The sequence below is a fragment of the Amycolatopsis nigrescens CSC17Ta-90 genome, assembly GCF_000384315.1.
Lineage (GTDB): Bacteria > Actinomycetota > Actinomycetes > Mycobacteriales > Pseudonocardiaceae > Amycolatopsis > Amycolatopsis nigrescens.
Genome location: NZ_ARVW01000001.1, coordinates 1,807,426 through 1,829,493 on the forward strand (window position 1 = coordinate 1,807,426; position 22,068 = coordinate 1,829,493).

Annotated in this window: 17 protein-coding genes; 7 read left to right on the forward strand and 10 right to left on the reverse strand. The window is 70.0% G+C overall.

The window, feature by feature from the left end; all coding sequences use genetic code 11:
* Positions 1–60: 60 nt before the first annotated feature.
* The 5 genes from AMYNI_RS0108305 to AMYNI_RS0108325 all read left to right on the forward strand — a co-directional run bounded on the left by AMYNI_RS0108305 (position 61) and on the right by AMYNI_RS0108325 (position 6,348).
* A complete protein-coding gene (locus tag AMYNI_RS0108305) occupies positions 61–1,005 on the forward strand; it encodes a CoA transferase subunit A (RefSeq protein WP_051116287.1) in 945 nt (314 codons plus the stop codon).
* A gap of 14 nt (positions 1,006–1,019) precedes the next feature.
* Complete coding sequence (locus tag AMYNI_RS0108310) at positions 1,020–1,796, forward strand: CoA-transferase subunit beta (protein WP_026360189.1); 777 nt, start codon at positions 1,020–1,022, stop codon at positions 1,794–1,796.
* A 79-nt stretch (positions 1,797–1,875) separates the two neighbouring features.
* Positions 1,876–3,372 carry a 3-hydroxyacyl-CoA dehydrogenase gene (locus AMYNI_RS0108315; RefSeq protein ID WP_020667541.1) on the forward strand — a complete coding sequence of 499 codons (1,497 nt, stop codon included), beginning with the start codon at positions 1,876–1,878 and terminating at the stop codon, positions 3,370–3,372.
* Complete coding sequence (locus tag AMYNI_RS0108320; protein WP_020667542.1) at positions 3,369–4,529, forward strand: acyl-CoA dehydrogenase family protein; 1,161 nt, start codon at positions 3,369–3,371, stop codon at positions 4,527–4,529. Before AMYNI_RS0108315 ends, AMYNI_RS0108320 begins: the two co-directional genes overlap by 4 nt.
* Before the next feature lie 361 nt (positions 4,530–4,890).
* Positions 4,891–6,348, forward strand: a complete 1,458-nt coding sequence (locus tag AMYNI_RS0108325; RefSeq protein WP_026360190.1) for a multicopper oxidase family protein — start codon at positions 4,891–4,893, stop codon at positions 6,346–6,348.
* 34 nt (positions 6,349–6,382) lie between these two features.
* On the opposite strand, the gene AMYNI_RS0108330 is transcribed toward AMYNI_RS0108325, so the two are convergent.
* The 6 genes from AMYNI_RS0108330 to AMYNI_RS44020 all read right to left on the reverse strand — a co-directional run bounded on the left by AMYNI_RS0108330 (position 6,383) and on the right by AMYNI_RS44020 (position 14,063).
* The gene (locus AMYNI_RS0108330; protein ID WP_020667544.1) at positions 6,383–7,840 is read right to left on the reverse strand and encodes an MFS transporter; all 1,458 of its coding nucleotides are present in this window, start codon (positions 7,838–7,840) and stop codon (positions 6,383–6,385) included.
* Positions 7,841–7,845: 5 nt separating this feature from the next.
* Complete coding sequence (locus AMYNI_RS0108335; protein ID WP_020667545.1) at positions 7,846–10,287, reverse strand: PEP/pyruvate-binding domain-containing protein; 2,442 nt, start codon at positions 10,285–10,287, stop codon at positions 7,846–7,848.
* A 301-nt stretch (positions 10,288–10,588) separates the two neighbouring features.
* Entirely contained in the window at positions 10,589–12,001 is a 1,413-nt protein-coding gene (locus tag AMYNI_RS0108340; RefSeq protein ID WP_245573903.1) for an MFS transporter, read from the reverse strand.
* A gap of 47 nt (positions 12,002–12,048) precedes the next feature.
* On the reverse strand, positions 12,049–12,483 hold the full coding sequence (locus AMYNI_RS0108345; protein ID WP_026360193.1) for a nitroreductase family deazaflavin-dependent oxidoreductase: 435 nt from the start codon (positions 12,481–12,483) through the stop codon (positions 12,049–12,051).
* 99 nt (positions 12,484–12,582) lie between these two features.
* Positions 12,583–13,008 (reverse strand): YciI family protein, encoded by a 426-nt coding sequence (locus tag AMYNI_RS0108350; RefSeq protein ID WP_020667548.1) that lies wholly within the window; start codon positions 13,006–13,008, stop codon positions 12,583–12,585.
* 110 nt (positions 13,009–13,118) lie between these two features.
* Entirely contained in the window at positions 13,119–14,063 is a 945-nt protein-coding gene (locus AMYNI_RS44020; protein WP_157357290.1) for a hypothetical protein, read from the reverse strand.
* A 157-nt stretch (positions 14,064–14,220) separates the two neighbouring features.
* On the opposite strand from AMYNI_RS44020, the gene AMYNI_RS0108360 reads away from it, so the two are divergent.
* The gene (locus AMYNI_RS0108360) at positions 14,221–14,556 is read left to right on the forward strand and encodes a hypothetical protein (protein ID WP_020667550.1); all 336 of its coding nucleotides are present in this window, start codon (positions 14,221–14,223) and stop codon (positions 14,554–14,556) included.
* Between the two features lie 53 nt (positions 14,557–14,609).
* Here the strand turns inward: AMYNI_RS0108360 and AMYNI_RS44025 are convergent, their stop codons facing one another.
* Positions 14,610–15,839: a S8 family peptidase gene (locus tag AMYNI_RS44025; RefSeq protein WP_051116288.1), complete on the reverse strand. Its 1,230-nt coding sequence runs from the start codon at positions 15,837–15,839 to the stop codon at positions 14,610–14,612.
* A gap of 158 nt (positions 15,840–15,997) precedes the next feature.
* Here AMYNI_RS44025 and AMYNI_RS0108370 point away from each other — a divergent pair, with 158 nt between their 5' ends.
* Positions 15,998–19,258 carry an NHL repeat-containing protein gene (locus AMYNI_RS0108370; protein ID WP_157357291.1) on the forward strand — a complete coding sequence of 1,087 codons (3,261 nt, stop codon included), beginning with the start codon at positions 15,998–16,000 and terminating at the stop codon, positions 19,256–19,258.
* Positions 19,259–19,284: 26 nt separating this feature from the next.
* Here the strand turns inward: AMYNI_RS0108370 and AMYNI_RS0108375 are convergent, their stop codons facing one another.
* The 3 genes from AMYNI_RS0108375 to AMYNI_RS0108385 all read right to left on the reverse strand — a co-directional run bounded on the left by AMYNI_RS0108375 (position 19,285) and on the right by AMYNI_RS0108385 (position 22,025).
* Positions 19,285–20,310, reverse strand: coding sequence for a glycosyltransferase (locus AMYNI_RS0108375; protein WP_020667553.1), 1,026 nt, complete (start codon positions 20,308–20,310; stop codon positions 19,285–19,287).
* A gap of 54 nt (positions 20,311–20,364) precedes the next feature.
* Positions 20,365–20,574: a hypothetical protein gene (locus tag AMYNI_RS0108380; protein WP_020667554.1), complete on the reverse strand. Its 210-nt coding sequence runs from the start codon at positions 20,572–20,574 to the stop codon at positions 20,365–20,367.
* 143 nt (positions 20,575–20,717) lie between these two features.
* Positions 20,718–22,025: a retropepsin-like aspartic protease gene (locus tag AMYNI_RS0108385; protein WP_020667555.1), complete on the reverse strand. Its 1,308-nt coding sequence runs from the start codon at positions 22,023–22,025 to the stop codon at positions 20,718–20,720.
* Positions 22,026–22,068: the final 43 nt, after the last annotated feature.

A 22,068-nucleotide genomic window follows, 5' to 3' on the forward strand; every position in this document is an offset into this window, starting at 1 on the left:
ACCTCAACTGATCTGCTCTCGATATCAATGCGACCTTAATTCAGTATTGGACAGTAATCAATGAGAGCTGGCACGGTGGGGCCGGTGACCGACAAGACGAGCACGATGACCGACGCCGTGGCGACGTTCGTGCACGACGGCGACACCGTCGCGCTCGAAGGGTTCACCCACCTGATCCCGACCGCGGCCGGGCACGAGATCATCCGGCAGGGCCGGCGGGACCTGACGGTGGCCAGGATGACCGCGGACATCGTGGTGGACCAGCTGCTGGCCGGCGGCTGCGTGCGGAAGCTGGTGTCCTCGTTCGTCGGCAACTCGTCCGCCGGATCGCTGGGCGAACTGCGGCGCCGGATCGAGCGCACCGGCACCGAGCGCCTGGAGTTCGAGGAGTACAGCCATTACGGCATGATCTGCCGCTACCTGGCCGGCGCGCAGCGGCTGCCGTTCTACCCGCTGCGCTCCTACGCTGGCAGCGACCTGCCGGCCGTGAACCCGGGGATCCGCAAGGTGACCTCGCCGTACGACGACGGCGAGCAGGTGTACGTGGTGCCCCCGCTCAACCCGGACGTGGCGATCGTGCACGCGCAGCGCGCCGACCGGGCCGGCAACACCCAGCTCTGGGGGCTGACCGGCGTGCAGACCGAAGCCGTGTACGCGTCGGCCAAAGCCATCGTGGTGGTCGAGGAGATCGTCGAGGACGAGGTGATCCGCGGCGACCCCAACCGCACACTCATCCCGGCGCACGCGGTCGACGCCGTGGTTGCCTGTCCTCGGGGCGCGCATCCGTCCTTCGCGCAGGGCTACTACGACCGGGACAACGCGTTCTACCGCGCCTGGTCGGCGATCAGCAAGGACCAGGACCGGCTGCGGGCCTGGCTGGCGGAATGGGTCTACGGCACCCGCGACCACGCGGACTACGTGGCGAAACTGGGCGAGGAGTTCTGGGCGGGCCTCGCCGTCGGTGAGGCGCTGAGCCTGCCGGTGAACTACGGTCGGCGACAGTGACAGGAGCACCGCAGATGGAGTCCACTATGGACGGTGAAGCGACCTCGTCCGAGCTGCTTTCGGTGGTCGCCTCCCGCGAGCTGGCCGGGAAGGGCACGGTGTTCGCCGGGATCGGGCTGCCGACGCTGGCCGCGTCGCTCGCCCAGCTGACCGTCGCGCCGGGACTGGAGATCGTCTACGAATCCGGGGTCTGCGGCGCGCACCCGTCGCACCTGCCCGAGACGATCGCGGACGCGGTGCTGGTCACCGGCGCCGAGGCGGTGCTGCCGATGCCAGCGCTGTTCGGCTACGTGCTGCAGGGCGGGCACATCGACGTCGGTTTCCTCGGCGCGGCGCAGATCGACCGCTGGGGCAACCTGAACTCCTCGGTGATCGGCGCCTGGGACGGCCCCGACGTCCGGCTGCCAGGACCCGGCGGCGCGATGGAGGTGATGGCGAACTCCCGCGAGGTCTTCGTGGTGATGCGCCGGCACGACCCCAGGTCCTTTGTGGACGAACTGGACTTCTGCACGTCACCAGGTCCGGACCGGGCGCTGGCCGACGGGATCCGGCCACGCGGCGCCGGGGTCACCAGGGTGATCACCGACCTCGGCATCCTGGCGCGCGCCGGTGCCGGCGAGCCGCTGCGGCTGGTCGCGATCCACCCCGGCGTCACCCTGGACCAGGTACGGGCGGCCACCGGCTGGCCGCTGGAGACCGCCGCCGAGCTGCACACCGTCGAACCCCCGGCCGCGGCCGAGCTGCACCGGCTGCGCGAAGAGGTCGACCCCGGCCGCGTCTACCTGCGCTGAGATGGGGGCATGCGAGGCTTTTTGCGCATGCCCCCATCGATCGGGTGCGGGTGTCCCGCAAGATTCTGAGGAGGAACCCGTGCGGATCAGGATCATCGGCACCGGCGTGATGGGCCGCGGTATCGCCCAGTGGGCCGCGACCGCCGGGCACACCGTGGAACTCGCCGACGCCAGGCCGGAGGCGGTCGGCGAGGCCATCGGCTTCGTCGGGGACATGTTCGGCCGGGCTGTCCAAAAAGGACGTATGTCCGGTGCGGAAGCCGAGGCGGCGCTCGACCGGCTGGTGCCGCTGGACTCGGTGGCGGCGCGCGGGGACGAGGTGGAGCTGGTGATCGAGGCCGTCCGCGAGGACCTCGACACCAAGGCGGAGCTGTTCGCGTCGCTGGAGCGGGCGCTGCCGCCCACGACGATGTTCGCGACCAACACGTCCTCGCTGCCGGTCACCCGGATCGCCGCGACACTGGCCGACCCGGCCCGGCTGGCCGGGCTGCACTTCTTCAACCCGGTGCCGCTGATGAAGATCGTCGAGGTGGTGCCGGGCGCGGCCACCCGCCCGGACATCCCGGTGACGCTGGCCGAACTGGTGCGCGCGTCCGGGCACCGCGCGGTCGTCGTCGCCGACACCCCGGGGTTCCTGGTCAACCATGCCGGGCGGGGGCTGGTCACCGAGGCGCTCGCGCTGCTGGAGGACTCCGTCGCGGCCCCGGCCGAGATCGACCGGATCGCCCGCGACGTGCTCGGCCTGCGGATGGGCCCGTTCGAGCTGATGGACCTGACCGGACTGGACGTGACCGCCGCCGTGATCGACTCGATCTGGGCCGGTTTCCGGCATTCCGACCGGCTGCGGCCGTCGTTCCTCACCCCGAACCGGGTCGCCGCCGGTCTGTTCGGCCGCAAGACCGGGCAGGGGTTCTACGACCACCGCCCCGGCGCCGAGCCGCCGTCCGAGCCGCCCGTCACCGGCGACGCCGCACGTCCGGTGTGGATCGCCGGGACCGGGCCGGACGCCGACGCGTTGCGAGCGGCACTGCCGCAGGCGGTCCGCGAACCCGGCTCGCGGGCGGTGGTGCTGGTGGCGACCTGGGGCGCCGCGGTGTCGGCGGCCGTGGCGGCGCACCGGCTGCCCGCCGAACGGACCGTCGGCGTCGATCCGCTGTCCCTGTCCACACGCCGCCCGGTGCTGGCCGCGACCCCGGCGTCGGACCCGGTCGCCGTGGCCGACGCCAGGGCCGTGCTGGCTTCGGGTTCCGGTGCGGTGTCGGTCGTGCGCGACACCCATGGTTCGGTCGCGCAGCGGCTGCTCGCGTCCATCGTCTCCGTGGCGGCATCGATCGCGGAACGCTCGCTGGCCACGCCGGCGGACATCGACCTCGCCGTCGCGACCGCGCTCGGCTACCCGACCGGACCGCTCGCCTGGGGTGACCGCGTCGGCACCCGCCGCCTGCTCGAACTCCAGACCCGCTTGCACGACGGCACCGGCGACCCGCGTTACCGGCCGACCCGCTGGCTGCGCGAACGGGCCGAACTCGGCCTCCCGCTGACCACCCCCGCCTACCCGCTGGAGAGCCAGCCATGATCTCGCCCGACTTCGACCTCACCGAGACCCAGCGCGACTTCCGCGCGATGGCCGCCCAGTTCGCCGACCAGGAGATCGTGCCGCACACCCGAGCGTGGGACCGCGCCGAACAGGTCGATCGCGGCATCGTGAAACGACTGGGGGAACTGGGCTTCCTCGGGCTGATGGTGCCGGAAGCGTACGGCGGCGTCGAAGCGGACATGCTGTCCTACGTCCTGGTCACCGAGGAGCTCGGGCGCGGTGACTCGGCCGTGCGCGGGATCGTGTCGGTGTCGCTCGGCCTTGTCACCAAGACCATCGCCGCGCACGGTTCGGACGAGCAGCGGGCGCACTGGCTGCCGCGCCTGGTCAGCGGCGACGCACTCGGCTGTTTCGCGCTCACCGAACCCGGCACGGGATCCGACGCCGCGTCGGTCAGTACCCGCGCCCGTCGCGACGGCGGCGACTGGGTGCTCGACGGCGGCAAGATGTTCATCACCAACGGAACCTGGGCGAAGGTCGCGCTGACCTTCGCGCGCACCAGCGACCGCGGCCTCACCGCGTTCCTGGTGCCGACCGACTCGCCGGGTTTCACCGCGACGGAGATCCACGGCAAGCTCGGGCTGCGCGGCCAGGCGACCGCGGAACTGAACTTCGACGCGGTGCGCGTGCCGGACTCGGCGAGGCTCGGCGAAGTGGACAGAGGGCTCGGCATCGCGCTCGGCGCGCTGTCCCGTGGCCGGGTGTCCGTTGCCGCCGGCGCCGTCGGGCTGGCGCAGGCGGCCCTCGACGCCGCCGTGCGCTATTCGACCGAGCGCACCCAGTTCGACCGTCCAATCGCCTCGTTCCAGCTCGTGCAGGAACTACTGGCGGACTCGCTGGTGGACATCACGGCCGCGCGGCTGCTGACCCACCGCGTCGCGCGCATCGCGGATCACGGTGTGGCACCGAAGGATTACGCGACGGACGCCTCGATCGCGAAGTACCACGCGAGCGAGACCGCGGTGCGGGTCAGCAACAACTGCCTCCAGGTCTTCGGCGGCTACGGGTTCATCGACGAGTTCCCGGCCGGGAAGTACCTGCGCGACGCCAGGGTGCTGACCCTCTACGAAGGAACCAGCCAGGTGCAGAAGCTGCTCATCGGCCGGGACCTCACCGGCGTGAACGCGATGTTCTAACCGGATAGACGATCTTGCCGTGAAATGGCGCCCATAAGGAAAGGCGCGATTCGGGCAGCGTGTTCGACCGATTGCGCAATCGCCGGATAACTCGCAATACCGGGATTTTCCAAGGCGCGCCCAGAACTTTCACCAGTCCGTCAGGTTTCCCCCGCCTCGCAGCTGACCGGCGCTGAGCGTGTCCGCGAGGACACGGAAAGATGCCCTGTTCCGTTTTTCGGAACCACGGGTTCCTTGTCCCGTAACGGATCCGTGTAACCTCACGATGATCAGTTCGAACGGCCGGATTGACCAATGGGGGTTGCCCGGCCGGTGCACTGGGGCACAAATGATTTTCTTTAATTGATTCCGGGGGATAACCATGCCCAAAAGACGTACCGTACTCATGCTCGGCGGGGTTGCGGTCGGAGCGCTCGCGATGCCGCGGCTGCTCGGCCCGAAGGAATCCGCGGTCGCCGCGGACAGCAGCCACGCACACGACGTCGCGACCGCGGCGTCCGGAACACCGGTGGAGCCGCAGATCCAGACGTTCGCCAGACCCATGCCGGTGGTGCCGGTACTGGACCCGGCTTCCAGCGGCGCGGACTTCGACATGTACCAGGTTCCCATCCAGGCGGCGACTTCGGAGATCCTGCCCGGGATCCAGACGCCGGTGCTGACCTTCGGCGGACAGTTCGCCGGGCCGACCATCCGGGCCAGGACCGGCCGCCGGACGCTGGTCAGCTACACCAACAACTACACCAAGCCGGTGAACGTCCACCTGCACGGCGGGCACACCCCGGCCAGCAGCGACGGTTACCCGATGGACCTGATCGAACCCGGACAGTCCAAGTTGTACAGCTATCCGAACACCCAGCAGGGCACCACCCTGTGGTACCACGACCACAGCCACCACACCGAGGCCGAGCACGTCTACCGCGGCCTGCACGGCACCTACATCATCGAGGACGAAGCCGAACGGGCCCTCGAACTACCCAGCGGCGAGTTCGACGTGCCGATCATGATCAGGGACAGCGCCTTCGACAAGGACGGCAACCTGGTCGTCGGCGGCCGACCGGCCGACCGCACCACGATCCTGGTCAACGGCATCCCGAAGCCGTACTTCGAGGTGGCCGCCAGGAAGTACCGGTTCCGGTTGCTCAACACCGGCAACTCGCGGTTCTTCAAACTTCAGATCCACGGCGTGAAGCTGGTCCAGATCGGCTCCGACGGCGGACTGCTGCCCGCCCCGGTGACACTGTCCGAACTGGTGCTCAGCTCAGCCGAGCGGGCGGACGTGGTGATCGACTTCTCGGTCTGCCCGATCGGCACCAAGCTGGTGCTCAAGGACCCGACCGCCGGCGAACTGCTGCAGTTCGTGGTGACCAGGCCGGCCACCGACAACAGCCGGCTCCCGGACAAGCTGCGCGAGTTGCCGCCGCTCCGGACACCGACCGTTTTCCGTGATGTGGCACTGAGTTTCGGCTCGGTCGGCGGGTCACGGGTGGGCCTTGTCAACGGCAAGCCCTTCGACATCGACCGGGTCGACTTCAAGATCAAGGACGGGGACACCGAGGTCTGGACCCTCACCAGCCCGGACCCGGTCGGCACCCCGCACAACTTCCACATGCACCTGGTGCAGTTCCAGGTGCTCGACCGCAACGGAAAGCCGCCGCTGCAACAGGATAAGGGCCTCAAGGACACCGTGCAGCTGGTCGCCGGCGAGACGGTCCGGGTGCAGGCGACCTTCCAGGGCCATCTCGGCAAGTACATGTACCACTGCCACTTCCTGGAGCACTCCTCGATCGGCATGATGGCGCAGATGGAGATCGTGCCCTAGTCCACTTCAGACAGACGCGCCAGCGCGTGCCCGGCTACCGGATTCGGTCGCCGGGCACGTCTTGGCGCCGTGGACGGAGCAGCACGACGCAGACCGCACCGGCCAGCAGCACGGCCGCGGCCAGTGCGTTGGACGCGGTGTAGCCGTGCACGGCGGCGGCCAGGGGGCCCTCGTGCTGGGAGGCCGCGGTGTAGGCGACCGCGACGGTGTTCAGCAACGCCGCCCCGAGCGCGCCACCGATCTGTTGCGAGGTACGGATCAGGGCGGAGGCGACCCCGGCGTCCGCCGGGTTGTCCACCCGTGTCGCGCTGCTCATCACCGGGGCGATCAGCAGGCCGCTGCCCGCCCCGAACACCAGCAGCGCGGGCAGCAGCAGGCCGGCGTAGGAACTGTCCGGGGTCAGCCGGGTGAACAGCAGGTCCCCGATGCCGAGCATCAGCAGGCCGGCGGCGATCAGCCACCACGGCGCGACGCGGGTCAGCAGCCGGGCGGTGAGCTGGGTGGAGACCAGGAAGCTCACCACCACGAACGGCAGGAAGGCCAACCCGGCCTCCAGCGCCGGATACCCCATCACCGACTGCAGCTGGTAGGTCATGAACAGGAACATGCCGAGCACGGCGAACTGCGACGTGACGATGGCCAGGTTGGCCCCGATCCGGGCCCGGTCGGCCAGTATCCGCAACGGCAGCAGCGGATGGGCGGCCCGGGTCTGCCAGAACGCGAACACCGCGAGCAGCACGACCGAAGCCGCCAGCAGGCCGATGATGAGCGGGGAACCCCAGCCGTGCAGCTCCGCCTCGCCGAGTGCGTAGACGAGCGCGGTCAGGCCGGCCCCGATCAGCAGCACGCCGACCAGATCCAGCCGTCCGCCGGGCACCGGTTTGGTGCGCGGCACGAACTTCAGTGCCCCGGCCACGACCAGTGCCGCGATCGGCAGGTTGACGTACATGCACCAGCGCCAGCTGAGCTGGCTGGTCAGGATGCCGCCGAGGATCATGCCGACGGCACCGCCCGAGATCAGGGTGACGCTGAAGATCGCGAACGCGCGGGCGCGTGCCTTCGCCTCGGTGAACATGACGCTGACCAGCGACAGGGTGGACGGGGAGAGCACGGCCGCGAACGCGCCCTGTAGCGCCCGCGCGGTGATCAGCATCGCCGGGTTCGTCGCCGCGCCACCGAGCGCCGACGCGGCGGCGAACCCGAGCACCCCGATCAGCAGCGCGCGGCGCCGCCCGATCAGGTCCCCGATCCGGCCGCCGAGCAGCAGCAGGCCGCCGAGCGTGAGCGCGTAGGCGGTGAACACCCACTGCTTGCCGGCGTCACCGAGCCCGACGTCCTGCTGCGCGGACGGCAGCGCGATCACCATGATCGTCGCGTCCAGCGTGACCATCAGCTGCGCCGAAGCCAGTGCCGTCAGGCCCCACCACTTGCGGTCGCGACCGGACGACGCCGCCGGGCTCGCCCGCACGGCGTCGTTCGTCTCGCTGGACAACGGTTTCAGCCCACCGAGTGGATCTCGACGGTGCCCGCCGTGCCGTCCACGGTCACGGTCGAGCCGTCGACCAGTGTCTCGGTGCCGTTCCCGGTGGCCAGTGTCGCCGGGATGCCGTACTCACGGGCGATGATCGCGGCGTGCGACAGCGCCCCGCCGGTATCGGTGACCAGCGCCCCGATGTTGGGGAACACCACCGACCAGACCGGCGACGTGGACGGGCAGACCAGCACGTCGCCAACCTGGATCTTGTGGAACTCGTGCTCGTCGAGCACCACCCGGACGGTCCCGGTGTAGCTGCCCGCCGAGCCGGGTAGCCCTCGCACGGTGGACTGCCCCGCTTCGTTGTCGGCCACCGGCGCACCGACCGCGTTCAGCATCGACCACCGCAACGCGCTCACCACCGACCGCACCTCGACGGGCAGCCCGTCCATCGCGGGCGGTGGCCCCGGTGGCACGCCGTAGCTGGCGGGTCCCGGGTTCTGCAACGCCCACCGATGCTCCCCGCGGCGGCGCTCGACGATCCCGCGCAGGTCGGTTTCCCGAGTGAGTGCCGCGAGCACTTCCTTGACCTCGGCGAAGAACACGTGCTCCGGCTTGTCCAACCGGCCGAGGTCGACCAGCCGACGGCCGGCCTCCAGCGCGGCCCAGCGCAGCAGGGCGTAGGGCGCGCTCACCGTCGCGTACTCGTTGTCCTCCCGCACCGGATACGCCTTCTGCGCGCGGGCCAGCAGGTGCTCGAACCGCTGCAGCTCGGCGGAGTCTTCGATCGCCGCCCGCGCACGGGCGGCGGCAGCCTCGCGAATCGTCGCCTGGTCGGCCACCTCCGCGGGAGACACCTCGGGGGCGGCCCCGCGGGCGAGCTGGTCGCGCACCAGGGAGAGGATCAGGTCGGGTCGTTCGCCGAGTGCCGGGGTGGCCAGCTCGTAGTGCAGCGCCCGGCTCCCGTACTCCCGCTGATAGGTCTCCATGGTCGCGGCGAATTCGGCATCGGTCTCGAGCAGGGCCCGCACCGAGGTGAGGTCGTACGCACCGTCCAGCCGCTTCTCCGCGATCTCCACCAGGCCGCGCAGCTGGTTGGCGGGGTTCGTGCTCTCCGGGGAAAGGCCGGCGAACAGCTCGAAGACCTGCTCGTTGGGCCACTTCAGCTCCTCGGTGAGCAGCACCGCCAGCTCACCGAGTGCGATCACCACCGCGCCGACGAGCCGGAAGTGCACGATGGCGGCGTCGCGGTGCAGTTCCCTGGCGTCCGTGAGCTGACCAACGAGGTCCTCTGTGGACAGAGCGGGCAGGTCGGCCGACCGCAGCCGCTCGATGCGCCGCAGGAACGAGTCGCGCTGCTCGTCGTACCAGTCCGAGAGCACGGTGCCGAGGTGGTCGGTACGCGAGGCGGTGATGCACCGCTCGATCTGCGACGGCGCCGAGGGGCCCGCCGGCACCATGCTCTGGTAGTGCCAGCCCCCGATGATCTTCAACCGCATCCCGGCAAGCAACCCGAACTCGGTGTAGCTGTTCAGCAGCGCGTCGTTGTTGTCCTGGACGAACTCCTGGGTCATCGGCAGCAGCGGCGCGGGGGCGTGCGTGGACTCCTTGACCCAGAACCCTTCCGGCGGGTCGATCAGGATCGGCACCGGCTCGGGTTCCGGATCGGCGAGCGCGGTGATCGGCCGCACCTGCAACAGGAAGAGCTCATCGCCGGCAACGGCCCATTCCAGGTCGCTCGGCCCGCCGAACTCTTCGGCGACCCGTTCCGCGAGCGCGGCGATCTCCTTGACCTGCTCGGCACTCAGCGCGCCGTGGTGGTCGGCGGTGTTGTCGGCCCGCTCCCCGCGGACCACCCACTCGTCCGGGGTGACCTCGCCGGAGACCAGCTTTTCGCCGAGGCCGGGTACCGCGCTGACCAGGATTTCGTCCCGCGCGCCGGTGACCGGGTTCGCGGTGAAGGCGACCCCGGCGGCGTCGGCCCGCACCATGTCCTGCACCAGCACCGCCAGCGGCGAGTCACCCTCGCGGCCAACGCTGTTCCGGTAGCTGCGCACGGTGGCCGAGAGCCCGGACGCCCAGCAGGTGCGGACCGCGTCCACCAGCTCGTCGTCGCCGTCGACGTCGAGCACCGTGTCGTACTGGCCGGCATGCGACGCCTGCGCACCGTCCTCGTCGATCCCGGAGGAGCGCACCGCCAGCGGGCCGGTCAGGGTGCGCCCCGCGGCCACGATCGCCTGCCGCAGTTCCGGTGCCAGTGGCGCGGCGAGCAGTTCCTCCGCGGACGGCGCCGAAGAGCCGAGCTGGGCCCGCAGCACGTCGGCGAGCACCACCACCCCGTCCGGTACCCGGAAACCGGCTCGCCGCATCCGGGCCAGCACGGCGGCCTTCGCACCGGCGCGGGCGGTGTCCGCGGCGGCCTCGTCGTCGAGGGAGACGATCTCCGCTCCCGCGATCTGGTTCATGGTCAAAGCTCCTCGGCTCAGCAAAGAACGACTTCGCCTCAGGTCCGGAACCGAGGCGAAGGAAGGACGGAGTTTCCCGTTCGAAAGAGTTGACAAACTCCGGTGTGCTTTTCGATTTTGCGAAAGTCTTTCTCAAGTCTTTTCGTCCGCTACACCCCAGAACCCCAGTAACGTTGACAACGCGCCCCTCGGCGGTCACCGACAGTTAGCGGAATAGTAGTTATCGCCGCCGAATTCCGTCAAGCAAAATCTACCGTAAAACTGCATGTAGGGTTGGCCGCGCGGAAACCACATCGCCGGTTCATCGAACCGCTGTGCCGAGCGCCCTCTCCGCGGGATCGTGCACCGCGCGAGGCGCCGCCAGCAGCGCGGCGACCATGGCGAGACCCGCGATGGCGAACACGGCGGTGAGTCCGCCGGGACCGGCCAGCAGCAGGGTGACCCAGCCGAACAGCGCGATGCCGGCCGACCCGCCGAGCTGCCGGGAAAAGGTCAGCGTGGCCATGGTGGCGCCGATGATGTCGGCGGACGCCCGCGACTGGGCGATCAGCGTGTACGCCTGCATCGACAGGCCGAGGGCGGCACCGGCGAGCGCCAGTCCGGCGACGGTGAGCGCGGTGCGGCCGGCACCGGGGCTCATCGCCGGCACGATCGCCATCGCGGTCATCCCGGCGATGCCGAGGCCCAGCCCGAGCCGCCCCCACCGGGTCAGCGCGGGCCACCGTCGCGCGAGGACGGCGAACCCGCTGGTGAACGCGAGCTGCCCGACGCTCATCGGCAGCAGCAGGAGCCCGGTGGTGGCCGCGTCCTGCCCGGTGCCGTCCACGATGGCCAGTGGCACGAAGGTGAAACTCCCGAACAGCGCGATACCGGTGCCAAGGGTGGCCGCCATCGCGCGGGACAACCCGGGGTCGGCGAACATCCGCGGCGGGACCAAGGGTGCGCTCGCGCGGCGTTCGACCCGCACCAGCGCGATCATCGCCGCGACCGCGACCGCCACCAGCACCGGAGCCCACACCGGACTGGTCGCCAGCGCACGATCACCGCCGAGCACCACCACGCTCGCCCCGGCCACCGCGATCAACGCCGCACCGGCGGCGTCGAACCGCCACACGGCGGCCGCACCCGCCCGCCGCCCCGGCACCGACCGCGCGCCGAGAGCCAGCGCGACCAGGCAGAGCGGCAGGTTGATCAGGAAGATCCACCGCCAGCCGGGGCCGCCCGCCAGCAGGCCGCCGAAGGGGGCGCCGCCGATCGAAGACACCGCGAACACCGCGGTCATCCAGCCCTGCCTGCGCATCAGCTCATGCCGGCTGAACAGCTCCGCCATCGCCGCGACCGCCGCGACGATCAGCCCGCTGCCGCCGAGCCCCTGCACGGCCCGGAACACGATCAAAGCGGGCATCGACGGCGCCGCCGCGCACGCGAGCGAGCCCGCCGCGAACACGAGCACCGAGCAGCCGAACATCCGCCGCCTGCCCCACCGGTCGCCCAGCGCACCGTGCAGCGGTGTCGCGACGGCGACGGCCAGCAAATACGCGGCGGTCACCCCCGCCACCGCGCTCGGCTGCCCCAGCGACGCGCCCAGCGACGGCAGGGCCGCGACCACCACGTTGGTATCCAGCGACGCCATCAACATGCCCAGCAGCAGTGCCACGAACGCGACGTTCCGGCGGGCTGGTTCGGGGTCGCCACTCGGCGCAAATGCGTGCATAACGCACACGTTAATGTGTGCGTTATGCACGCGTCAATGAGCTGGGGTCAGGACTTCGGGTCGAGCACGAAGACGGGGATCTGCCGGTCCGTATTGGCCTGGTACTCGGCGTACGGCGGGTACGCCTCGACGGAGCGCTCCCACCACACCGCGCGCTCGTCGCCCTCGACCTCGCGGGCGACGTAGTCCTTGGTGACGGTCCCGTCCTGCAGCGGGAACTCCGGATGCGCCTTGATGTTGTAGTACCAGACGGGGTGCTCCGGGGCGCCGCCCTTGGAGGCGACCACGGCGTAGCTGCCGTTGTGCTCCACCCGCATCACCGGCGTGTAGCGCAGCTTGCCGGACTTCGCGCCCCGCAGGGTCAGCAGCACGGTCGGCTTGCCGAGGACTTCGACGCCGTCGGTCGTGCCGTTCTCGAGGATGGTGTTGGTCTGGTCCTTGACCCAGCCAATCGGGCTGAGCTCAGCGGTGTCGTCGGCCATGCCCGTGATCAACCCGACGCGCACCGTCGCTATTCCCGGGCCGGGGTGCCGACCGCCGCACGAAACGATCGGCACCCCCGGACCCACCGGTACCAGCGCTTACTGCTGGCGCTGCTCGGTGAGCTGCTCGCGCAGCCGGTCCTCGGCCGCACGCAGCTCCGGTGTGAAGCTCTCGCCGAAGTCGGCGGCTTCGGCAACCTTGCGGATCTCCAGCTCACCGCTCTCGAACGGGACCCGCCGGGCCCACTCGATGGCCTCTTCGCGAGACCGGACATCGATGATCCAGTACCCGGCGACGAGCTCCTTGGCCTCCGCGAACGGACCGTCCACCACCGTGGACTGCCCCTTGCCGGAGAACTGCACCCGCGCACCCTTCCCGCTGTCCAGCAGCCCGTTGCCGTCAAGCATCACGCCCGCCTTGACCAGTTCCTCGTTGTACTTGGCCATCTCGGCGAACTCCTGCTCGGTTGGCTGCGCGCCCGCCTCGGACTCCGCACTGGCCTTGACGATCATCATGTACTTCATCGCTGACTCCTACCGTGTCGCGGCCGCCTCTCGCGTGCCCTTGCCAACGCGTCGAACACCCCTTGGCCGGATCGACACCTCCGCGACAACTTTCCCCAAGATTTTTTCGGCTAGCGGGTGACCTGGTCGAACCGGACCGATCCGCCGTTGTTCTCGTCGTCGGTCCCCCAGAGCTGCTGCCCGTCCGGCAGGAAGAGGATCGCCTCGATCTTGCGGTTGTCCTGCTTGTCGAACTGGCGCAGCGCGGTGAGCTGTCCCGGTGTCTTCAGCTCCAGTACGGGCCGGCGCTCGCTGCTCACCACCAGCCGCCCCGCGTCGTAGACCGCGGAGCTGAACGGCCCGTCGTCCACATTGGGGTCCGAAGCGGAGGACACCAGCACGGTGCCGTCCTGGCGCACCTTGAGGTCGCTGATGTGCCGGACCTCGTCCTCGTCCGGGAACGGCACCGCGAACTCCTCGGTGACGATGGGCGTGCCGACGCCGAGGGTGAGCGGCGCGGCGCGCACGAGGGACGCCAGCTCGCTCTTGCCGCGGGAGGCCCACACCGCGAACAGCTGGCCCGAAGTGTGTTGGAAGACGGCGAAGCTTTCGTAGTCGTCACCGGGCAGCTTGCCGGGGAGGGAGAGGGGATCGCCCTGCACGGTGGCCGTTCCGCCGGTCACGACGATGCGGTACACGGTGCCTTCGCTGGCCAGCGCGAGGTACTGGTCCCGCTGGCCGGGTACGGCGTCCAGCGCCTCCAGGTCCCTAGGCGGCGCCCGGCCGGCCGGATCCTCCCACCTCAGGTCCCGCACTTCCGGCGGACCGTCCGGCCTGAGCTCGATCGCGCTCACCCGTGGCTGGCCGTCCTTCTTGTTGTCCTTCACCACGATCACCTCGGCCCGGTGCGGGCCCACCGGGGCGTCCTGGACCGCCGCGACACCGCTGACCCCACCCGTGATGCCGTCGCCGACCCGCTGCCAGCCCGGCACCTGGTCCCCGGCGGCGGTCCCCGGCACCAACACCCCGGCCGTCATGACCACCGCCGCCGCCGCACGCACCGCTCTTCGCGCCACAACCGTCTCCCCTCGACTCCCCTCGGCCATGAGCTGACCTTTCTGATTCTTGAGGCCGTCCGGCCCGCGGTCGACAGCTGGGAAGCATGAGAAACCGGCACATCCGGGTGATCACGCAGCGCAACATATCTGCGCCCGCACCGGCTAGCCTGGTTCGATGAGCGAGGACGATCCGCACATCCACGTCGAGCGGAAGGTGCTGCTCGCCGGCGCCGCCGTTCGCAACGCGATCGCGTCCACCTTCGGCCTCGTCACCGATTCGCCGGCCGTCGTCACCACCGGCTGCGGGCTACGGGCGCCCTATGCGATGACCTCCCCGCACCCGGAAAGCGTCACCTGCCTGCCCTGCCGGGAGCACGCGCACCGGGAACACCTGCGCTACGCCGACCAGATCGAACGCCTCGGCCGGACGCCCGGCATGAACATCAGCGGCGAGCAGGCGCTCAAGGCCGCGCAACAGCTCCGGGACCTCGCGAAGCGGTTCGCCGGCTAAACGCCAAGGGCGGCCCGGCCTGAGGCCGGACCGCCCATCGGGACGTCCTCGGTTCAGGAACCGGTGTACAGCAACAGGTTCGGCGTGCCGGGGAACGCGAAGCCGATCTTGTCGGGAGTCGCGCTGCCGACCAGCGCGCCGCGCACGTCCTCCGGCGACGCACCGGGGTTGTGCGCCAGGTACAGCGCCGCCGCGCCCGCCACGTGCGGCGCCGCCATCGAGGTGCCGCTCTTCGCGCCGCTGCTCTGGTCGCTGTCGAAGGTCGACGACACGATGTCGGTGCCCGGCGCGAACAGGTCGACGCAGTCGCCCCACTGGCTCTCCGGCGCGCGGCCGTCGCCCTGGTTGGAGTTGGCGACCACGATCGCCTCGCGGACGTTGGACGGGTAGAACATGCACGCCGGCACGAAGTAGTTGCCCGCGGCGATCGAGTAGGTGATGCCGGAGGCGATCGAGCCGCGGATGGCGTTCTCCAGCGCGGGAGAGCTGCCCGGGTAACCAAGGCTCATGTTCACCACGGCCGGGCGCTTCGCGTTGGCCGTCACCCAGTCCACCCCGGCCAGCACCGAGTCGGCCGCGACCAGGGTCAGGTCGCAGCTCTGCACCCGCACCGAGACGATCTCCGCCTTCGGGGCCACCCCGAAGTTCTTGCCGGCCACCGTGCCCGCGACGTGGGTGCCGTGCCCGCAGGCGTCGTTCGCGTCGGGATCGTTGTCCACGAAGTCCCAGCCGGACACCGCGCGGCCCTCGAACTCCTCGTGGGTCACCCGCACCCCGCTGTCCAGCACGTACACCGTGACGCCCGCGCCACCGTCGGCGTCCGACCGCGTGGCGTCGCCGTCCAGCGGGAGATCGCGCTGGTTGATGCGGTCCAGCCCCCAGCTGGACACCTCCGAGGCGGCCGGCGCGGCGGTGGGAGCGGGGGCATCGCTCCGCACCGCCCGCACGGCCTCCACTGAAGCGACACCGGGATCGGCGGCCATCCGCTTCGCCTGCGTTTCGTCCATCCGCGCGGAGAACCCGCGAATCGCGGCGCGGTACCGGTGATCGACCGTCGCGCCGTAGGTTTCGGCGAGCCGATCGGTGGCTGTGTGGTCTGTGGTGTTCTTGAGCGCGACGATGTACTTGCCGGCGACCGCATCGTCCGCTCCGGCGTTGACGACGGTGCCTTCGGCCGGGTCCGCCACGGCGATCGTGGTCCCGACCACGCCGGCGACAGTGACGACGACGGCGGCGCTGAGCGCCACGCCGACGCGGGCGCGCCGAGAAATGGTTCTGGTCATGGTTCCCCTCAGGTGGATAGCTTGCTCCAAGGGGCGAGGCTATGGGCGGGCCATGAAATCCCGATGAAACACCTGTTCGCCAGTGACCGAAGGCCTGCCCGTCCTGCCGCCTCATCGGGCATTCCCGGCCGGGCATGATCACCGGCAGGCTCGGGCGCATGGCTAAGCGGAGTGCTGTCGTACTGGCGGTCGTGGCGATAGTGGCCGGGCTGCAGGGTCCGTTGATCCAGGCCGAGCCGGCGGACCAGCAACCTTCCCGAACCTACCTGGCGCCGGGCGAGTCGCTCGGCGAGGCGCACTACATCCTCCGGTTCGGGGAAAGCGAAAAGGGCACCGACAGCCTGGACGGCACCGGTATGCGGATGCACGGCGCCTACGGTTCGCCCGCCAGGCCGAGCCTGCGGCTCTTCGACTACCGCCGTGACCGCAGCGGCACCCAGAACGACGGCATGTACGACATCGCGTACAAGACGACGTGCTGCGGCGAGCGGGTGGACACGCACTTCCCCAGCCGCCTCCCGCCGGCCGGAAGCTACCTCGGCGACTACAGCTGGTTCGACGGCACCGCCCTTTGGCTGGGGCACAGCAGGTTCCGGCCGGGCGGGGCGCCACCGGACGGCGCGGCCAGCCCGCCCGCCACCGGGACCAGGGTGGACGGGACGACCGGCCCCGCCGACCCCGGCACGGACGTGCGCGCCGACAACGAGCACCTGGTCCCGATCCCGGTGCGGCCGAACGCCGAGACCAGGCGCAGCTTCCTGATCTCGACGAACGTGGTCGCCACCCGGCACGCCGGCGCGCGCTACAACCTCCGCCCGCAGCCGTATCTCGACCGCGGCGGGCTGGGACTGACCAGCCCGGGCGGAATCGGCAACAGGACGATCGACCTCGGCCCGTCGGCCGACCAGTTCGGCGTGCTGCAGATCCGGGCCGACGTCGTCACGAACGGCGGCACGCGCGCCGACACCTCCGACGACACCGGGCAGGTCAGCTACCGCTACTTCCTGAACAACGTCGAGGTCGGCACCGCGGACACGATCGAGCTCGACACCACCGCGATGCGCGACGGCCAGGGCGACGTCCGGTTCGGACCGGCGTTCGGCCTCGCCCGAGGCTGGCAGGGCGACGCGCCCGAGGTGTTCATCGACAACGTCGCGGTCTACGAAATCCAGAACATGCCCTTCCGCACGTCGTGGATCGGGAAGACGATGCTTCCCGAAGATTCGGCGAAGTACGCGTCGGACAACAACCCGACCAAGGAACGGCACGTTGGCCAGAACGTGCACGCGCTGTGGGTCGACCCCGTGCCGACACCCGATGGCCGGACGCTGATCTACACCAACGCGCAGTGGTCGGAAGCCGGTAATGCCACCGGTGTCTACTCCTACGAAACGGTGGGCGGTCAGGGAGTGATCCGCCCGTACGGCAGGCTGGGCCCGTACGGCCGGAACCTGGGCGGCCTCGCCGTCACCGGCGACGCCGACTACCTCTACGCCACTTTCCCCATGTACGGCGCGGACAACAAGGTCGACAGGTCCTGTGTGGCGCGCTACGCCAGGAGTGCGGTGCAGCAGGACGCGGCCGTGCCAACGGTGCCCTTCCCCGGCGTCGGCGCGCCCGGCGATCTGTGCCTGCCGGACTCGCCGCCGTCGGGCGACCCGCAGACCGGCGCGGGGATGCCGCAGAGCATTCGCGGCCTGGCAGCCAGTTCGCAGTACCTTTTCCTGTCCCACCGGAAGCTCAACGAGATCCGCGTCTACCGCAAGGACCAGTTCACCACGCCGGTCACCACGATCACCGCCCAAGACCCCAAGGGAATGGCGTACGGCGCGCCGGGGAGCCTGTGGGTGATCGTGGGCAGCACCGTTCAGGAGTATCTCGTCAACCCCGCTGGTGGTCTCGTGGCGGGACGGCGCCTGACCGGCCTGCTGCCGAGCGCGGTGTCCACCGATGTGCAGGGGCGCCTCTACGTGGCCAACGACGCGCCCGCGGTACAGCAGATCCAGGTTTTCGACACCACGAAGCCGGCGCTGCCGGAGATTCCGTCCCTGCGCCTCGGCGACCCGGGCGGGGTCTCGGCGGCCCGCGGTGAATACGGCCCGTCGCGGTTCGACGGGCTGAAAGGGGTGGCCGTCGACAACGCCGGCAACTACTACGTGGCCGGCAACGGCGTCGGCGCCTCGGCCGCGGCCTCTCCCCAGTACTTCGACGTGCGGCGCTTCAACGGGCGCACGAAGGCACTGGAAGGTCAGGCGCAGAGCTACATCAGCACATCGATGGTCGCGCACGACCCGGCGTCACCGAGCACCGTCTACTCCCCCACGCACCGGTACGGGCTGAACCTCGACAGCCAGGTGCCCGGCACGGAATGGTCGCCGCAGAACACGACGCTGATGACCGACCGGGCGCGCTGCCCGAACGACGCGCGGGTGTCCGGCACGCAGGGGCAGCAGTCCGCGATCGCGGTCCGGCACCTGGGGCCGAACAAGAACAAGTTCCTGTTCGCCACCGGGCAGGGCGACGTGAGCAGGCTCGGCGTCTACAAGTTCACCGACGACAGGCATACCCAGACGTCGGTGATGTTCACCGAGAACGCGGACAACGCCGTCTGGCCGCCGAACGAGCCGACGAAGTACCCGGTACCCGGCCGGACGGACGACTTCCTCTGGTCGTGGCGGGACAAGAACAACGACTGCCAGTTCGACACCGGGGAGTACGACGCGCCGATGTACCTCGGCGGCCGGTCGAACTGGAGCGTGTCCGAACAGGACAACCTGCCGAACCACCGCGCCGGTGACCTGTGGATCAGCGGCTGGGACAGTCCCACCAACAAGTGGGCGCTGAAGCGGGTGCAGTTCACCGGGGCGTTCGAGAACGGCAGCCCGGTCTACGACACGAAGAACGTCGAAGTCCTCAAGATGCCGCAGCCGTTCGCCGTCGCGCACTCGCTCGTGTACCAGTCGGCGACGGACACGCTGTACCTGCTGGGCCGGACGGTGGACGACCGCGAGCTGCGGACCGGCTGGCGGCTGGCCAGGTTCGACAAGTTCTACGAGAAGACGAAGTCCGGGCAGACACCGGCACCGACCTGGATCAACGAAATGCCGGACGATGTCGCGTTCTGTCCCTACGACCCGAACAAGTTCTGCCAGCTCTACACCCTCACCGCGGCCGGAGACCGGGTCTACGTTGGCAACCTGGCCGGGCCGACGAACCTGCTGCGCGGCCGGATCCGGCTCTACGACGCGGCCACCGGGTCCAGGGCGGGCTCGCTGGTGCCAGGGCCGGAGGTCGCCTACCGGTCGGGGTGGCACGACATGCGGCACGCGGTGACGGCGATGCAACTCGCGGACGGCCGGCGCTTCGCTTTCTCCGAGGAGAACTTCACCGGGAGGATCCTGCTGTACAAGGGATACTGACCAGGTCCGGTGCAGCCCAGTCCGGCTCAGTCCGGCTGGGCGTATTCGGGCAGCCGGCGGGCGACCTCGTCCGGGGAGGGCATTCGGGCGATCTCCTCGGCGATCGCGCGAGCCGCGTCGCGGTGGATGGTGTTTCCTTGCCGCGGCAACAGTTTCCGGGTCTGTTCGGCGATGGCTTCCGCGCTCAGCTCGCCGGGAAGCAGGCGCACTCCGGCGCCCACGGCGCTGACGGCCTCGGCGTTGGCGAACTGGTCGGCGCCCTGGGGCAGGATCAGCTGCGGGGCACCGACGGTGAGTGCGCCGAGGGTGGTGCCGCTGCCGCCGTGGTGCACGACCACATCGACGTGCGGCAGCAAGTCGGCCTGCGGCCACCAGGTCCGCACGGTGACCTGGTCCGTCACGTCACCGAGCAGCTCGGGGTCCACCCGGCCGGTGGCGACCACCACGCGCGCGTCCAGCGCCGCCAGTCCCCCGAGCGTCGTGCTGAGCAGCTCCGGGGTGCCGAACGCGGTACCGAGGGTCAGGTAGATCAGCGGCTTCGAATCGGGCCCGCTGTCCAGTCTGGGCAACACAGCCAGCGGGCCCGGGGTGGAGTACGGCACCGGACGCAGTTCAATGCGGTTGCCAGTAGCAAGGAAGTCCTTGTCCTGCAAGGAAGGCGGGCAGATGTCGAGATGCGGCCGGCCGCCGGCCTCGGCGTTGCTGGTGGGCAGCTCGAACCCGATTCCTGCCGGGACCATGCGGCCGAACCCGTGCCAGATGCCGGGGATTCCGGCCCGGTGCGCGGCCACGGCCGCCCCGGGCAGGCCCCATTCGTGCACCACGAGGTCCGGCCGCAACCGCGCCAGTTCGGGTTCGAGATCCTCGGCGTAGATCTCGTAGAACGAATCCGCCGGGCGAAAGGGCCGCAGCCCGTTCGCGGCCAGCGGCGCGTGCACGCCCTCCCCGGCGGCGAAGTGCACCTCGTGCCCGGCGTCCCGCGCGGCGATCGCGAGCGGGATCAGCGGGTAGGTGTGCCCCACCGACGCGAGGCTGGCGAACAACACGCGCATACCGCCGAATCTACTCGATCACCAGCCCCGATCGCGCGCCGCCCGCGAACCGGCTCAGCACCGGTACTGCACCGTGAAGGTGTGCCGCACGTACATCCGCACGGACTGGCAATCCGGGTAGGTGGACGGGCCAGCCGATGCCTGCGCCGTTGATGTCTGCGCTGTGGTGCGCGCGGCGGGCTCGGCGGCCGCCGCGGACGGTGCCGTCGCGACCACCGCCGTCGCCGCGGCTACCGACGCCGCGACGACCAACGCCTTGCGCAAAGGTCGAATTCCTTCGCGAAAATTCGGGTATCCGATCATGATTCCGCCCCCCCTGCTCGCTGGTTCATTTCCCCGCAGTCAGGCTCCCGCACCCTTCTCCCGGTTGAAATACTCCAACGGGGTGAACCATTCTTAGCGAATCATTAGTCTGCCATGAATTGCGTTTCAGTGACGTAGAAGTCCATGTCCGCATAGTCGAAAGTGATGGCGAACGGCTTGAAGAAGTTGTGCGTCACGTTCGCGAAGGTGTCGAACTGATAGGCGTCGTCGAACAGCAGCGGCCCGGCGACACCGCGCACCCGCCGGTTGACCGCCTTGCCGAGGCTCACTTTTTCGGCGAGGATCGGGTAGCACTTGATGGTGCCGTTGAACCATTCCGGATGCTCGTAGTCCGGCTCGATCCCGGCCTGCTTCGCCGTTTCTTCGGTGGTGACAACGCCGAGACCGGCGCCGCCGGTGTCCAGCGAGACCAGCTTCGGCCCCCGGTCGTTGACACTTCCCATGGTGCACGGGATCAGCGGTGACGACGGCAAGTACAACGGCAGCACCTCCGCCCCGGCCCGCCGGGCCTGCGCTTGGTACCGCCGCAGGTTCTCCCTGGTCTTCCGGCGCAGGATCAGCGCCCCACCCGCGTAGTCCATTGTGGTCAGGAACCGGTGGAAAACCCCGGTGCCGAACACGCCCGCGGGCTGGGCAGCCCCCGGCGGGGCCGGCATGGTGAGGTCGTGCCAGCCGACCGGGACGTTGCACAGTTCGATGCCGCCGAGGCGGAACGAGTCCGCGACGCCGAGGTAGAAGGTCGTCGTCTGGCCTGGGATGCCGGCCTGCACGGTGGCCACCGCGCGCAGCCCGGCCTCCTTGGCCACCTTCATCGAGACGGTGACGAACGGTGCCCCGGTATCGAGCAGGAACGGCTTGTTCTCCAGCCCGTTCACCCCGACATCGACCAGCGGAAGGGGATCCATGCCACGAAACGGAAGCCGGGCGCACTCGGCACCGTGCACCTCGTACGGGGTGCCGGTGATACTGGCGTACTGGGTGGCGAACGCGTCCTGCCCGGCCTCCCGCATCAGCGGCGCCGCGCGGGCGAAGTCGTTCTGCCGGACGAAGCAGTCCGCGAGCCGCCGCTTCGCCGAGGTGTCGCCGGGAGCCAGCCGGATCGCGGTGGCCAGGTGCCGTTCGGCCTGGTCGTACCGGTTGGACAGGAGCGCGATGTAGCCGCGCCTGCCTGCGGCGTGGGCGTTGCCGGAGTCCTGGTGCAGCAGGTACTGGTAGCCGAGGTCGGCCTCCCGGAACCGGCCGGCCTTGAACAGCCGGTCCGGGTCGGCGAGCGGGTCCGCGCTCGCCGGTGCGGTGCCCAGCAACGGAACGGTCGCGGCGGCACCGGCGGCCAGCCCGGTCCGGCGGAGAAACCCGCGCCGGTCCACGTTCCCGGTCACTTTTTCGAACACCGTTTCACTCTCCTCGCAGCTCGGCTCTCGGCACGCCCACATC